A 14,466-nucleotide genomic window follows, 5' to 3' on the forward strand; every position below is an offset into this window, starting at 1 on the left:
GGTCTCAGGTGGTGCGCGCGGTGAGCATGAAAAGCGCTGGCGCGGCCAATATCATCAGCAGCCACAGCCAGTTGCCCGTGGTCACCGCGAGCACGACCGAGAAGACCACGGCCGCCCCGCCCAGCACCACCAGGCGCGGCAGCGGGTTGACCGGGTTGACCTCGGCCGGGGGCGGTGTGCTGCCCGGCAGGTCGGCGAACAGTTCGGCCAGTTGACTCTTGCTGGTCGCGGCCGCGACGGCCGCGCTGAGTTCGTCGAACTCGGCCAGGCTCAACCGTCCGGTGCCCAGGTGGTGGGTCAGCTCGCGCATCGCGCGCTCGCGGTCGGCGAGACTGGCCGGAAGACCCGCGGATTCACCCATGCCGGAAGGATAGGCGCAGCGGCGGAACCGGGCGTCGGATGGATTTCCAGAGGCGGGAAGAACGGCTGGTGGGCGCGCCCTCGGGAGGCCGCGTCGCAGCACGCCAGTGATGTTTGCTGAAATGTCGCTAGAGACCGGTCGGTCGTCCCGGCAATGGCCGCGCACCGGCGGTCGTCACGTGTTGCGATGTGGTTTCCTTGAGGTATGACTGCGGGTGTGGAATACACGATCGACGAGCTGGCGCGGGAGGCCGGTACGACCGTGCGCAGCCTGCGCGTTTACCACGAACGCGGTGTGCTGCCGCCCCCGCAGGTCAAGGGGCGTACCGGGTTCTACGGTGCCGACCACCTCAATCGGGTGCGCACCATCAGCAGGTTGCTCGATCGTGGGATCAAGCTCAACGGCATCAAGGAATTGCTCAACGCCTGGGACCGTGGCGACGACCTGGGGGACATTCTCGGTGTCGGCGAGCCCGGCGCGACCGAGCCGCTCGTCGTGGACGCCGGGGAAACGATCGCGGCGACCGAACTGGCGGAGCGCTATCGCGACGTGCCCAACGGTCTGGCCCGGGTCGTCGCCGCGGGTCTGTACGAGCCCGTCGACGCCGCGACCTACCGGATCGCGGACCGCCGTCTGACCCAGAGTCTCGACCAGATGGCGGCCGCGGGCATCCCGGCCGACGAGGTCCTCGGCGAGTTGGAGAAGCTGCGTGCCGACGCGGAGCGGATCGCCCGCCGCTACGTGGACCTGTTCCGGCGCACCGCGTGGGCGTCGTTCCAGGACTCCGAACGCGGTCCGGCGCAGGTCGCCGAGCTCGCCCAGCGCCTGGCGGCGACCAGGCCGGTCCCGGCGGAGACCACCGCCGAACTCGTGAACCGGCTCGTCGCAAGGTATCTCGACCAGGACGCCGAGCTGGCCGAGGCGCTGCCGGAAGCCTGATCCGACCGCCTGGCGTCGCCGACCGAAGAATTTGTGTTTCAGATTCCCATCATTGGCGATACGTGGCGGTAACGTGCCGTTGATCAACGGTATATTGGGACCATCCGGCGCGCGATCGCGGCGCCGAGTCGCCTGACATCCCCTACTTAGGTATGTCTGCGGGCAACCTACCGATGCGCCGAAGTGTCGCTCCCCCCGACAATCTGAATGTCGCACAAGGGCAGCAGATGGGTGTGGGCACATGGGAAGCGTGACACTGTGGATGCAGATGTCGCTCGACGGCTTCGCGGAAGGGCCGGATCAGGAGGTCCACTGGCCGGTGGTGGACGAGGAACTGTGCGAGTCGTTCCTGGACGAATTGCGCTCGGCCGACTTGTTCCTCTACGGCCGCAAGACCTACGAGATCATGGCGTCGTTCTGGCCGACCGCCGACGTGGATCCGGCGATCTCGGAGTTCTACGTGGACTTCGCGCGGTGCTGGAAAGAGACGCCGAAACTGGTCTTCTCGCGCACCATGGCCTGCGCGGGGTGGAACACCCGCGTGGTCAGGGAGGACCTCGTCGAGGAGGTCACGGCGTTGCGCGCGCAGCCGGGATGCGACATGGTCCTGTTCGGCGGCGCGGAGACGGCGTCGGCGTTCATGAAGCACGACCTGATCGACGAGTACCGGCTGTTCGTGCATCCCATCCTGCTCGGTGGCGGGATTCCGCTGTTCCCGACGCCCGCGGTGGTGTCGGGCTTGCAGCTGGTGGACGTGATGACCTTCGACAGCGCGGTGGTCCAGATGCACTACCAGCAGATGGCCTCCGCCAGGTAGGAACCGGCGCGGGAAGCGCGTACCGGACCGGCGACCGCGCGAGCGGACGGCTTCACCGTCGACGTAACCTCTGATTGTCGAGCGCTTTGCCCCGTCGTCGGCTAACTTTCGTTTTATGTCCCTGGTTCAGGCACGTGGCGACGTGCTGCCTGCATCCACCAGTGAATTCGTCGGCCGGGAAACGGAATTGGACCGGCTGGGCACGCTGCTGGACGGCGGCGCCCGCCTGATCACCCTGGTCGGCCCGGGCGGGATCGGCAAAACCCGATTAGCCGCGGAGGCCCTACGCCGTGGCGCCCGCGTGCGGGGCAGGCCGGTGTACTGGGCGCGATTGGCCGGGCTGGAGGCCGACAGCACCGCCACCGCGCAGGACGTGATGCAGTCGGCCGTGTGCGCCGATGCCGGTTCGCCGCCGGCCCGCGACGCGCTGGTGCGCACCTTCACCAGCGGAGACCGTCGCACCGAGCGCGCCGTGCTAGTCCTGGACAACTGCGAACACCTGCTCGGCGCGGTGGCGGCGATGATCGCCGAGTTGCTGGAAGGCACACCGGGACTGACCATCCTGGCCACCAGCCGCGAACCGATCGGCTGGGCCGACGAGTACATCCTGCCCGTACCGCCGCTGTCGCCGCGGCAGTCGCTCGAATTGTTCCGGCAGCGGGCCGAACTCATCGGACGCGCGATCCCGGACGAGCGCGAGGCGACGGCCGTTGCCGCGCGGATCTGCCGCCGGGTCGACCACAACCCGCTGTTCATCCGACTTGCCGCGGCGCGCCTGCGGCATCAACCGCCGATCATGGTGCTGCACGAACTCACCGGCGACGCGGATGACAAGCGGTTGCACTGGACCCACGGAGCACGTGCGGGCGCCGAGCGGCGCCACCGCGGCGTCTACGACGTGATCGCGTGGTCGTTCGCGCTGTGCGGGGCCTCCGAGCAGTTGCTGCTCGAGCGGCTGTCGGTCTTCGCCGCCGGATACGAGACCGACGACGAGTCGCTGCGCGGGGGCATCGACCTCGACGCCGCGATCGCGGTATGCGCCGATGACGACCTGCCCGCCGGTGAGATCGAGCATCTGCTGGAGCGGCTCACCGAACAGTCGCTGTTGTCCGCGCACCTCACCGCGACCACGGTCAGTTGGTACCTGGTGGGCAGCGTCCGGGTGTTCGCCAGGGAGCGGCTGTGCCGCCGGGGCCGCGCCGAGCTCGACCGGCTCGCCGGACGGCACCGCCGGTATCTGCGGGACAAGGTGGTCGCCGGACAGGCCCTCTGGCTCGGTCCGCAGGATCAGACCTGGCTGGCATGGGCGCGGTCGGCCTGGAACGACATCGTGCTCGGCATCGAATCCGGGTTGGCGGACCCGGCCGAAGCCGTGGTCGCCCTCGAGATCGCCACCGTCCTGCTCTCGATGAAGGTGCCGTACGTCAAGTCCGGCGCCGGCGCGCTGACCCGGTTGACCGAACGCGCGCTGGAGGCCACCCGCGGCTCCGGCCCCGGCACCTCCGGGCTCGCCGACCTGGCCACCGCTCTGCTCGGCTGGAACTCGCTGTGGCAGGGGCGGACCGATCACATCCCGCAACTGCTCGCCGACCGCGCGGCCCTGCCGTCGGATGCGGGCCCGCGATACACCGACACAGATTTCGGGCTGCCCGCGCCGGTCGAGTGGATGTGGGGCCTCGAACTGATGCTTGTGCGCGGCGACCGGCGCGCGATCACCATCCTCACCCGGGCCCGCCACAAGTTCGCCGAACAGGGCGATCGCATCGGCGCGGAGCGCAGTGACGTGTTCGTGGTGTTCTGCGCCGCTCTCGTCGGCGACCGGACGCAGGCGCTGGAGCACACCGCGCGGTTCCTGGCGCGGTCGGCATCGTCGGGCTCGACGTTGTCGCGAGCCTGGGCCGAGATCGCGCGCGCGGTGGCGCTGGCCAAGCACGGGTCCGCCGCCGAGGCGCTGACGCTGACCCATGGTGTGCTCACGCGCCACCGCGGTGAGCAGGACACTTGGACGGCGAGCTGGGCGGTGGGCGCGCACATCGTCGCGCTGGCCCAGGTCCTGCTCGCGCAGCGCGCCGAGGGCCGCGATCGCGCCGCGTGCGCCGACACCGCGACGGAGATCGCGTATCTGGTCGGCAGTTTCAAGACGCGGCAGCGTTCGATGGGCATCTCCGTCGAACGCGTTCCATTGATCGCCGCCGAACTCCGCGGCGCGGCGGAGGCCGCCCGCGCGGTGCTCGGCGACCGGGCCTATGCCGCCGCCGAGCGCAGAACGCGACTGCGGCCCGAACTGGACGCACTGTGGTGTTCCACCGCGGATCCGGTCCCGGCCTCCCGGCGCCCGGATCGCCCGGCGGCCTCCCGGCCGGTGTCGCGGCGGCCCGCTTCCCGCTGGAACGATCTGTCGGACGCCGAGCGCGATGTCGCCGTCTTCGCGGCGGCCGGCTGGCCCAACAGCGCCATCGCCGGGCGGCGGCGCAGCTCCATCCGCACGGTCGACGCGCAGGTCGCCGCCATCCGGCAGAAGCTGGAGATCGCCTCGCGCGCCGACATCGCGGCCCACATCCCCGACGAGCTCGCCGATCGGGTGCGCTACGAATCCGAGCGGCGGCCCAGCCGGCGCCGTCGAGGGGGGAGCCGGGATCGATAGACGACTGCCTCCCCGGCGACCGGGCCGGAGGCGTGCGAAACCCTTCCCCCGGCCGCGCCCATTAGGCTGCTCGAGCGGTGATTGTCTGGATCGGTAGGTGCGTCGGCATGTCGGAGGTGAACAGCGGTGGTGACAACGGTCCCGCCGCGCCCGTCGAGTTCGTGGGCAGGCATGCCGAACTGCGGCGGATAGAAGCCCTGCTGAGCTCGTCCAGCGCCCGGTTGATCACCCTGGTCGGGCCCGGCGGCATCGGCAAGACGACGTTGGCGGTGGAAGCCGTACGGCGCTATCGCGGCGCGGCACGGCACCCGGTGTATTGGACGCGCCTGGCCCGGCTGGTGCCCGGCGCGGAGACCGGGGCGGTCGCCGAGGAGGTGCTGCTGTCCGTCGCGAAGAACGGCATCGCGGGCCGCTCCGCCTGGGACGGCTTGGTGGAGATCTTCGCCGACGGTCTCGCCGATGGCGAGACGCACCGGACCATCCTGGTGCTGGACAACTGCGAACACGTGCTGGCCGGAGTCGGCCCGCTGATCATCGGACTGCTCCAGGCGGCCCCCGGCTTGACCATCGTCGCGACCAGCCGGGAGCCGATCGGCTGGATCGACGAGCAGCTGGTAGCCGTGCCTCCGCTGTCCAGCGTGCACGCCCTCGAACTGTTCCGGCGGCGAGCCGAGCGCACCGGGCGGCCGATCTCCGAGGATCCGGGCCAGCTCGCCATCGCCACCCGCATCTGCGGGCACGTCGACAACAACCCGCTGTTCATCCGCCTGGCCGCGGCGCGGCTGCTGCACCGGCCACCGGCGATCCTGTTGCGCGAGTTGTCCGGTGACACCGACGATCGCCGCCTGCAGTGGACGCACGGGGCCAGGGGCGGCATCGGCGAACGGCACCGCAGCGTGCGTGACGTGATCGCCTGGTCCTACGGCCTGTGTACCGCGTCGGAGCAGTTGCTGCTGGACCGCTTGTCCGTGTTCGCCACCGGTTGCGACGCCGAGGACGACGAGACGCCGTGCGGCGGGGCCGACGTGGACGCGATCGTCGCGGTGTGCGCGGACGCGACGTTGCCCGCGGAGCGAATCGAGGGGCTGCTCGAGCGCCTGGTGGAACGCTCGCTGCTGTCGGCCCGTATCACCACCTCGACGGTGCGCTACTACCTGTTGGAAAGCGTTCGGGTGTTCGTGCGCGACCGGCTGTCGGCCCGCGGCGATCACCTGGACGAGGCGCGGCTGTTCGCCCGGCATCGGCGGCACTATCGCGACCGCGTGGCGGCGGGCCCGGCCACCTGGTACGGCCCGCGGGAGCAGGAGTGGATCGCCTGGGCCCGGGCGGCCTGGGACAACATCCTCATCGCCGTCGAGACCAGTCTCGCCGATCCGGAGGAGGCCGTGGTCGGGCTGGAGACCGCCGCGACGCTGATGGCGTTGCGCGTGCCGTTCATCACCGGGTCCAACCGCGCCATCACCAGCCTGACCGAACAGGCGCTGGAAGTCACCGCGCAGGTGGAGCCGCCGCCGACCCGGCTGCGGATCAACGCGACCGCGCTGGTGGGCTGGATCGCCATCTGGCAGGGCAGACACGCCTATACCGCGCAGTTGTTGGACGAATGCGCCGCGGAGTGCCTGTCCGACGCGGAACTTCGGCGCGGCTGGCGGGAGACGACGGCGACCGATGTCGGCCTGCCCGCCGCGGTGGAGTTCACCTGGGGACTCGAACTGCTGCTGATCCATCTCGACATCCGGGCGGTGGACGTGCTGGCCAGGGCGCGCAGGAAATTCGCCACCTTGGGCGACCGGGCCGGAGAGCAGCGCAGCGAATTGTTCGAGGCGCTCACGTACGCGAACCTCGGTGACGCGGACGTCGCGCTCGGGGCCGCGCGCAGGCATCTGGACCGGGCCGTCGCTTCCGACGCGGGCTGGGCGACCTCATGGGCGGAGCTGGCCTGGATGATCGCGGTGTCCCGGCACGGCGATCCGCGAGAGGCGGTCACGCTCGGGCGGTCCACCCTGGAACGCCTGCTGATCACGGGGGACACCTGGACGGCGGGCTGGGTCGCGCATTTCATGATGATGGCGCTGACCTACCTGCTGTCCGCCCGGATCGAGGCGGGGGACACCGACAGCGCCGAAGCGATCGCCGCCGCCACCGAGATCGCCCATCTGCAAGGCGGGATCGCTACGCTGCACCGCTCCATGGGCATCGTCGCAGACCGGGTGACCCTGGTGGCCAGGGGCACCGCTCAGGCGGTCGCGGCGGTCACCGCGGTCCTCGGCGCTGAGGCGCACGAAGCGGCGGTTCAGCGCGGCGCCCGCCTGCGTCCCGAACGCGACGAACTGCAATTACTGCTGCTGGGCAGGTTGCCCGCCGATCGGCTGCTGCCTGCGCGGCGGTCGCAGGCCAGGTCGACGGCCTCGCGCTGGGACGAGTTGACGCCCGCGGAACGCGAGGTCGCCGTGCTGGCCGCCGCGGGCTGGGCCAACAGCGCCATCGCCGCGCGCAGGGGCAGCTCGATCCGGACGGTCGATGCGCAGGTGGCGACCGTACGCAGAAAGCTGATGGCGGCTACCAGGGCCGACATCAGCTGGCACGTACCGGATCACCTCGAGGAGCGGATTCGGCTGGAATCGGAGCGAAGGCCCGCGCGAACGCGAACACGCCCGTAACCGCGGCGGCGGTCACGGGCGTGCCGGTAGGAAGGTCGGTCAGGGGTCAGGTCAGGGAGCCGTCGTAGCACAGGCTCGACGACCGCCAGGAATGCTGCGGCCCGGTGCCGGGATCGAAGGCCCACTGGTCGATCGATCCCGCGGCCTTCCACCACACGGAGCCGCGTCCGTCCGAGACGACCTGGTAGACGTCCTCGGAACCCTCGATGAGCTGGCTTCCGACGCAGTAGTCGTTGTATTCCGTGCCGTACTGGCGGGCGCCGGGGCTGAACAGGCCCGCGGGGTGGGTGTACGCGCCCGGGTTGGGCACGGTGCTGGCCTGCCGCACATTGTGTCCGCGGTGCCAGTAGGGCGCGCCGACCCCATCGGTGCCGCAGGTGAAGGTCGAGCCCCCCGCGACGACGGTGGTGCCCTGGCCGTAGGCGCCACCGGCCCAGAGGCAGGCAGCGCCCTGAGCCTCGGCGGTGCCCGCGCCGAGGCTCAGGCCGCCCGCCGCCACCGCTGCCGCCGCCAGCAGGGTGAGCGTCCGTGCCGTGCCGCGCTTGTCGTTACACGCGGTCGTCCGGCGAAGCCCGTTAATGTTGATCATTGGTGTTTCTCTTTCGTGCGCTATCCCGGCCGGAGTGGATTTCCGGGATTGGTGATACTTCAAGTAATGTGCCGCTAGACAGCGGTACGATCAGTCCAGAAGGACGTCGCGGAAGATTGTGGGTGCGAGTGAGTGAGCCGGTCCGGCGATCACTGGCACCAGCGGGCCTGCGGGCGGCAGACGGTGTAGCCGCTGCCGTCCGGGCGGGCGACGCGCGACCAGCTGGGGCTGACGGAATTGTTGCCCGTGGTGGTGTCGGCCGGCGCAGGGGTGCTCTGGCGCTGGTGGTAGTCGCGGAGGGCGTCGTCGTGCTCGTCCGCGCGGAGCGGGTCGTTGTCGCGGTGGTTGTAGCCCATCGGGTCGATCTGGTGCCAGCCGTTGGTGTCGCCGGTGCCGTTGCGCGGGTCGGAGGGGCCCGAGTGCGACTCGGCGCCCGCGATGCCGACGGCGCCGGCGGTGAGGATGCCGACGATCGCGGTACAGGCGAGCAGTCGCCGTGCGGCGGAGTTGGTCGTGGCGGTCATCGTAAGTCTCCGTTCGGAATTCGAGCCGTGCGCGGCGACACGGTTCGAGCGGCGGCGGTGCGGCGAACGTCGATGGTCGGGGTTGCCGCGCGAGGTGGGGGCGGGGAAGGGATCGGGGCGGCATCCGTCGCGGACGTCTGGTCCGCGGGCCGGTGCCGGTCGGCTCGGTCCCGGTTGTCGGGATGGGAAGAGCCCGGCCTGTCGTCTCCGTGGCGGCCCGGGTCTGCGGGGCGCGGTGCCGCGACGATCGCGTCGGGCCCGGCCAGCGCTTCGGCCGGCGCCGGGGTTTCCGGCGTGGCCGCTATCGCGCTCACGATCAGCGGGCGGACGAGCCAGGTCTGTGTCCGTCGCTGGTGCGGCGTGATGCCGGTCATCGTTCGCGTCCGTTCATCTCGCCACCTCGGGATCGGAGATCGGCCCGGTGTGGTCCGATCGGCGGGTCCCTATCTATCGTGCCGTTGGATAACGTCACATTAATCGACGGGTCGATACCTTGTCGAGTGCTTTCCCATACTTGGGAAGAATTGCGGAGTTTCCGGCGTGGGTCGGCGTCTTGACCAGGGGTGATGCCGACCGCCTGTAACCCGGGGGCTTTGCGAAACTTGCTCGACGCGATGCTTTTTCGGGACGGTGCGGCCTTCCGGCGGGCCGGGTAGGGGGCGCGGCAGTGATGCGGCGCTCTCGCCGAAAGTGACGTGGGTAGCACGACCGGCCGGGGCACGGGGGCTGTGTCTTCGTTGCACTCACCACGCCAGGGCCGTGCTGACCGCGGAGGTGGAGCCGGCATGCGCGCGGGATGCGGGGGCGAAGAAGGGCAGCGGCAGTGCCGCGCGGCTCGCCGCTGTGGGCTGATGAACGGGCTGCGACGGAAAGCCCTTCGCGCATACACGAAAAGGGCGCCTGCCGCGATGGCAGACGCCCTTTTAGGGTTGCTGGATCAGGCCTCGGTGACCGCCGCGTATGCCGGGGCCCCTGAACCCGTGGCCGCCGCGGGCGCGCGGCTCGGCTTCGCGGCGGCGGGGTCGCGGAACGGGGCTTCGATCACGGCGCGCTCCTGCCACAGGTAGTACAGCGCCATGGCGAAGATGCTCGTGCCGATCACGTTGGCCAGGAAATGCCACCAGATGCGGTAGGTCGACGCACCGGCTCCCGGGTCGAGCAGGCCGAAGAAGGTCGACAGGCCGATCGCTTTGGTGCCGAAGGCGACCGTCAGGGTGAGCGCGAGATGCTCGAGTCCGTGGATGCCCTGCATCAGTACGCCCATGCGGCCCCACTTGCGCGCCTTGCTCTCCAGGGCGTGGTGGGTGACCAGTGCGACACCGACCAGTCCGGCGAGGAAGTGGAAATTGCCGACCAAGTGCAAGATTTCCATCCCGAGCGACGGCTTCATATGGTTGACCTGGCCGAATCCCTTGGCCAAGCCGGTGCCCCACGGCGTCATCCACGCCGGTGAGTTCGGGTGCTGGACCCAGTATCCGACCTGTGCCACGTGCTCCTGGAAGTGACCTATCTGGGCGATGACGCCCAACGCGATCACACCGAGCGCGGTGCGGAACATCCATGGTCGCAACGGTTTGCGCATCGCGATGGCGAGCACGCCGACGGCCGCCCACATGACGACCATCCAGGCCACCATCAAGATCGCACCTAGGATTTCGAACCCGGTCGCCTCGGCTGTGTGGTTCATGGGGAACCGCCCTTCTGCGCGCCCTCCGGCAACGGCGACGGATGGGGGAGTTGCTTCGGAAACGCGCGGAACGCGTTGTTCGCAAGATACAAGGTCGTGCGGGCTCGTGTCCGAGATTTCCGAATGTCCTGGTACCTGCGACAATTCGATTCGAGTCATACTCAACGCGTATAGCGCGAGTTCACGATGGTCGCAGAAAGCCTTCGACGATGCGGTGGGCGCGGTCGGCGGCCTCCGGATCACCGATCCGCAGCGCGGTATTCGTCGCGCAGAGCACCGCATCGATCTGGAAGGCGACCAGATCGGCGTCCAGTTGAGGGATCTCACCGGCGGACGCCGCCGCGCGCAGCTCCCGCGCCAGCAGCCGAACCCACGCTCCCTGATCGCGGAGCAGGGCGTCGCGCACCGGGCCCGGCTTGCTGTCGTGCTCGGCCATGGTCGCGACGCGGAAGCATCCGCCCGCGAACAGCGGCGTCGTGGCATAGACCATCCAGTGCTCCACCAAGGCCCGCAGACGGGCGACGCCGTGCGGCGCGGACCGTGCGGGTTCGACGACCGCTTCCACGAAGCGGTCGCGTGCGTGATCGATGGTGGCCAGTTGGAGTGCTTCCTTGGTGCGGAAGAGGGTCTGGATTCCGGCCTTGCTCAGACCGGTGTCTTCGGCCAGCCTGCCGAAACTCAGGCCGTCCAATCCGTCGAGCGAGGTGATGTCGACCGCATGCCGCAGTACCGTGGCACGCGTCTTCGCACCGCGCAACAGGCGCTTGTCGGTGATCTCAGCGGTTCGCTGACCACTTTCCATACGGTCGATCGTACTTTCTGCCGCCGGGTTCTTGGGGCTCAGTTCCGCTGGTAAGGCCAATTCCAGTCGGCGACCTCGGGGAGGTCCTCGCCGTGTTCCCTGGTCCACGCACGGGCCGTCCACCGCGCGTCGACCATCTCTTGCCGCAGCCCCGCGGCCCGCTCGCGCAGGGACGGCACCCGATCGATCACGTCCATCACCAAGTGGTAGCGGTCCAGATCGTTCAGCATCACCATGTCGAACGGCGTGGTCGTGGTGCCGCGCTCCCGATAGCCGCGCACGTGCAGTTCGTCGTGGTTGGTGCGCCGATAGGTCAGCCGGTGGATCAGCCACGGATAGCCGTGGAAAGCGAAAATCACCGGCCGGTCCTGGGTGAAGAGCGTGTCGAACTCACTGTCCGGCAGGCCGTGCGGGTGCTCGTCCTGCGTTTGCAGCCGCATCAGGTCGACTACGTTCACCACCCGGACGCGCAGGTCGGGCAGACGTTCGCGCAGGATCGCGGCCGCGGCGAGGGTCTCCAGCGTCGGTATGTCTCCCGCGCAGGCGAGCACCACGTCCGGCATGGTGCCCACCTCGTCGCCGTGGCCCGCCCACGGCCAGATCCCGATCCCGCGTGCGCAGTGCTCGGCGGCCTCGGTCACCGACAACCAGTCGGCCTGCGGCTGCTTGCCCGCGACCACCACGTTCACGTAGTGGCGGGAGCGCAGGCAGTGGTCGTAGGTGGACAGCAGCGTGTTCGCGTCCGGCGGCAGGTACACCCGCACGATCGAGGCCTTCTTGTTCAGCACCACGTCCAGGAATCCGGGGTCCTGGTGGGTGAAGCCGTTGTGGTCCTGGCGCCACACGTGCGAGGACAACAGGTAGTTCAGGCTGGGGATCGGACGCCGCCACGGCACCGCCGAACTGGCGTCGAGCCATTTGGCGTGCTGGTTGAACATGGCGTCCACGATGTGGATGAACGCCTCGTAGCAGGTGAACACGCCGTGCCTGCCGGTCAGCAGATAGCCCTCCAGCAGTCCCTGGCACATGTGTTCGGACAGCACCTCGATCACCCGGCCGCCGCGGTCGAGTTTCTGGTCGCGGCGGTCGATCTCCGCCTGCCAGTTGCGGCCGGTGACCTCGAGGATGTCCTGCAAGCGGTTGCTGGCCAGTTCGTCCGGCGCGAAGGTGAGGAAGTTGTCCGGATTGTGCCTGGTGACCTCACGCAGCCAGCCACCGAGCACCCTGGTGGCCTCGTGCCGGGTCGCGCCCGGCGCGGTGACCTCGACGCCGAAGTCGCGCCAGTCCGGCAGGTACAGGTCGCGCAGCAGCGTACCGCCGTTGGCGACCGGGTTGGCGCTCATCCGCCGTTCGCCGACGGGTACCTGAGCGGTCAGCTCCGGCACCGGCTTGCCGTCGTCGTCGAACAGTTCCTCCGGACGGTAGGAACGCAGCCACTGTTCCAGCACCGCGCGGTGGTCCGCGTCGGTGCGCGCGCCCGGCAACGGCACCTGGTGCGCGCGGAAGGTGCCCTCGACCTGGTCGCCGTCCACCACCGGCGGACAGGTCCAGCCCTTGGGTGTGCGCAGCACGATCATCGGCCAGCTGGGCCGTGCCCCATCGGCGCCGTCGCGTGCGGCGCCCTGGATCCGCCCGATGCGTTCCATGCTCGTGTCCACCGCCGTGGCCATCGCCTGGTGGACGGCCGCGGGATCGTCGCCGGCGACGACGATCGGCTCGTAACCGTAGCCACGCAGCAGCGACAGCAACTCCGGCTCCGGGATGCGCGCCAGGATGGTCGGATTGGCGATCTTGTACTCGTTCAGCGCCAGGATCGGCAGCACCGCGCCGTCGCGCGCCGGATTGAGGAACTTGTTCGCATGCCAGCTCGTGGCCAGCGGACCCGTTTCCGCCTCGCCGTCGCCGACCACGCAGAACACGGTGAGATCGGGGTTGTCCAGGGCGGCGCCGAACGCGTGCAGCAGCGAATAGCCGAGTTCGCCGCCCTCGTGGAAGGAGCCCGGCGTCTCCGGTGCGCAGTGACTCGGCACCCCGCCGGGAAAGGAGAACTGGCGGAACAGCGCGCCCATCCCCGCGGCGTCCTGCGGAATGTGGCTGTAGACCTCGGAGTACGTCCCCTCCAGCCAGCCGCACGCGTTCGGGCCCGGACCGCCGTGCCCGGGGCCCGCGACGAAGACGGCGTTCAGGCCGCGTTGCCGGATCGCGCGATTGGCATGCACCCACACGAGATTCAGGCCGGGCACCGTGCCGAAGTGCCCGAGCAGCCTGGGTTTGACGTGCTCGGCGCGCAGCGGTTCGCGCAGCAGCGGATTAGCCGTCAGGTAGATCTGGCCGACCGCGAGATAGTTCGCGGCGCGCCACCACGCGTCGATCGCCGCCAGCTCGTCGCGTGTCAGTGGCCCCGGCACGTCCGCCAGCCGGTAGGGACGCGGTGCGACGGTCCGGCCGCCGGTGCTGCCGACGTTGTCCGCCGAAGTATCGCCACCCGCACTCGCCATGTGGGTCATGTGCCGACTCTCCTCACGCTCATGGCATCGGGGACGGCGGCGCCACGACCGGCCGCCGTCGCGGTCCTGCGAAGGTTGCCGATCGGAATCGACAACGCCGGATGGAGAATTCACCGCCAGCCTAGCCGCAGCGGGCCGCGCGGCGGTCCGAGCGTGTCGCGGGAAGCTCGTCCCACCCGGGGCCCGTTCGTGGTCTAGGGTCCGCGGCATGCACATTCTCGGCAGGATCATCGGTATCGGCGCCGTCGCCGCGACCACCATCGTGCTGGCGGCCTGCGGCTCGGACGACGAGTCCGCTCCCGCCGTCTCCACGACGCGGACCACCGCGGCGGCTGGGCCTTCCGCGCAGCGCCCGGCTACCCAGAGCAAGGGCCGCGAGTGCACCGCCGACGACATCCGCGTCACCGGAGATTTCGGCGCCGCGCCGAAGATCACCCTCCCCGACAACTGCGACCCGCCCAAGCAGCTGATCGTCAAGGATCTGAAGGAGGGCAGCGGGCCCGGCGCCGCGCCCGGCCAGCAGCTGACCATGAATTACGCGCTGGTCACCTGGTCGGACAAGAAGACGCTGGACAGCTCGTTCCAGCGCGGCAAGCCGTTCCAGCTCACCCTCGGCGGGGGACAGGTCATCCCCGGCTGGGATCAGGGACTCGTCGGCGTCAAGGAGGGCGCGCGCCGCTTGCTGATCGTGCCGCCGGAGCTGGGCTACGGCGCGGGCGGGCGTGGCATCGCCCCGTACGAGACGCTGGTCTTCGTCACCGACGCGGTCTCGGTGGGGAAGTAGCCCGGCCGCTCGCGTCGCCCGCCGGGCACCGCCGGATGCAGGTCCGCTCGGCCGGTCAACTAACCTGGTCGGGATGCGTGGCGTACGCCGCACCCCTCGTCGTCTCGGCCGAGGCCGGGACTCCGGTTCGGATCGGCGCCGGTGGGGGAATG

Annotated in this window: 11 protein-coding genes; 5 read left to right on the forward strand and 6 right to left on the reverse strand. The window is 69.8% G+C overall.

Annotation, left to right across the window (positions count from 1 at the left end; translation table 11 throughout):
- Positions 1 to 4 precede the first annotated feature (4 nt).
- Positions 5 to 361: a DUF1707 domain-containing protein gene (locus tag ABZW96_RS07180; protein ID WP_355072217.1), complete on the reverse strand. Its 357-nt coding sequence runs from the start codon at positions 359 to 361 to the stop codon at positions 5 to 7.
- 204 nt (positions 362 to 565) lie between these two features.
- On the opposite strand from ABZW96_RS07180, the gene ABZW96_RS07185 reads away from it, so the two are divergent.
- The 4 genes from ABZW96_RS07185 (at position 566) to ABZW96_RS07200 (ending at position 7,421) form a co-directional block, all read left to right on the forward strand.
- Entirely contained in the window at positions 566 to 1,300 is a 735-nt protein-coding gene (locus tag ABZW96_RS07185) for a MerR family transcriptional regulator (RefSeq protein ID WP_355072219.1), read from the forward strand.
- 241 nt (positions 1,301 to 1,541) lie between these two features.
- Positions 1,542 to 2,117 (forward strand): dihydrofolate reductase family protein, encoded by a 576-nt coding sequence (locus ABZW96_RS07190; RefSeq protein ID WP_355072221.1) that lies wholly within the window; start codon positions 1,542 to 1,544, stop codon positions 2,115 to 2,117.
- A gap of 115 nt (positions 2,118 to 2,232) precedes the next feature.
- Positions 2,233 to 4,761: an AAA family ATPase gene (locus ABZW96_RS07195; RefSeq protein ID WP_355072223.1), complete on the forward strand. Its 2,529-nt coding sequence runs from the start codon at positions 2,233 to 2,235 to the stop codon at positions 4,759 to 4,761.
- Positions 4,762 to 4,868: 107 nt separating this feature from the next.
- A complete protein-coding gene (locus ABZW96_RS07200) occupies positions 4,869 to 7,421 on the forward strand; it encodes a hypothetical protein (protein ID WP_355072225.1) in 2,553 nt (850 codons plus the stop codon).
- A gap of 46 nt (positions 7,422 to 7,467) precedes the next feature.
- Here the strand turns inward: ABZW96_RS07200 and ABZW96_RS07205 are convergent, their stop codons facing one another.
- The 5 genes from ABZW96_RS07205 to ABZW96_RS07225 all read right to left on the reverse strand — a co-directional run bounded on the left by ABZW96_RS07205 (position 7,468) and on the right by ABZW96_RS07225 (position 13,530).
- Positions 7,468 to 8,010, reverse strand: a complete 543-nt coding sequence (locus ABZW96_RS07205) for a hypothetical protein (RefSeq protein ID WP_355072227.1) — start codon at positions 8,008 to 8,010, stop codon at positions 7,468 to 7,470.
- A 149-nt stretch (positions 8,011 to 8,159) separates the two neighbouring features.
- The gene (locus ABZW96_RS07210) at positions 8,160 to 8,534 is read right to left on the reverse strand and encodes a hypothetical protein (protein ID WP_355072229.1); all 375 of its coding nucleotides are present in this window, start codon (positions 8,532 to 8,534) and stop codon (positions 8,160 to 8,162) included.
- Between the two features lie 937 nt (positions 8,535 to 9,471).
- On the reverse strand, positions 9,472 to 10,221 hold the full coding sequence (locus tag ABZW96_RS07215) for a DUF6008 family protein (protein ID WP_355072231.1): 750 nt from the start codon (positions 10,219 to 10,221) through the stop codon (positions 9,472 to 9,474).
- Positions 10,222 to 10,402: 181 nt separating this feature from the next.
- On the reverse strand, positions 10,403 to 11,023 hold the full coding sequence (locus ABZW96_RS07220) for a TetR/AcrR family transcriptional regulator (RefSeq protein WP_355072233.1): 621 nt from the start codon (positions 11,021 to 11,023) through the stop codon (positions 10,403 to 10,405).
- A 38-nt stretch (positions 11,024 to 11,061) separates the two neighbouring features.
- Positions 11,062 to 13,530, reverse strand: coding sequence for a phosphoketolase family protein (locus ABZW96_RS07225; RefSeq protein ID WP_355072235.1), 2,469 nt, complete (start codon positions 13,528 to 13,530; stop codon positions 11,062 to 11,064).
- Positions 13,531 to 13,738: 208 nt separating this feature from the next.
- Between ABZW96_RS07225 and ABZW96_RS07230 the strand changes: the two genes are divergently transcribed.
- The gene (locus ABZW96_RS07230) at positions 13,739 to 14,314 is read left to right on the forward strand and encodes an FKBP-type peptidyl-prolyl cis-trans isomerase (RefSeq protein ID WP_355072237.1); all 576 of its coding nucleotides are present in this window, start codon (positions 13,739 to 13,741) and stop codon (positions 14,312 to 14,314) included.
- Positions 14,315 to 14,466 lie beyond the last annotated feature (152 nt).

The organism is Nocardia sp. NPDC004168, from assembly GCF_040610355.1.
Classification (GTDB): Bacteria; Actinomycetota; Actinomycetes; order Mycobacteriales; family Mycobacteriaceae; genus Nocardia; species Nocardia sichangensis.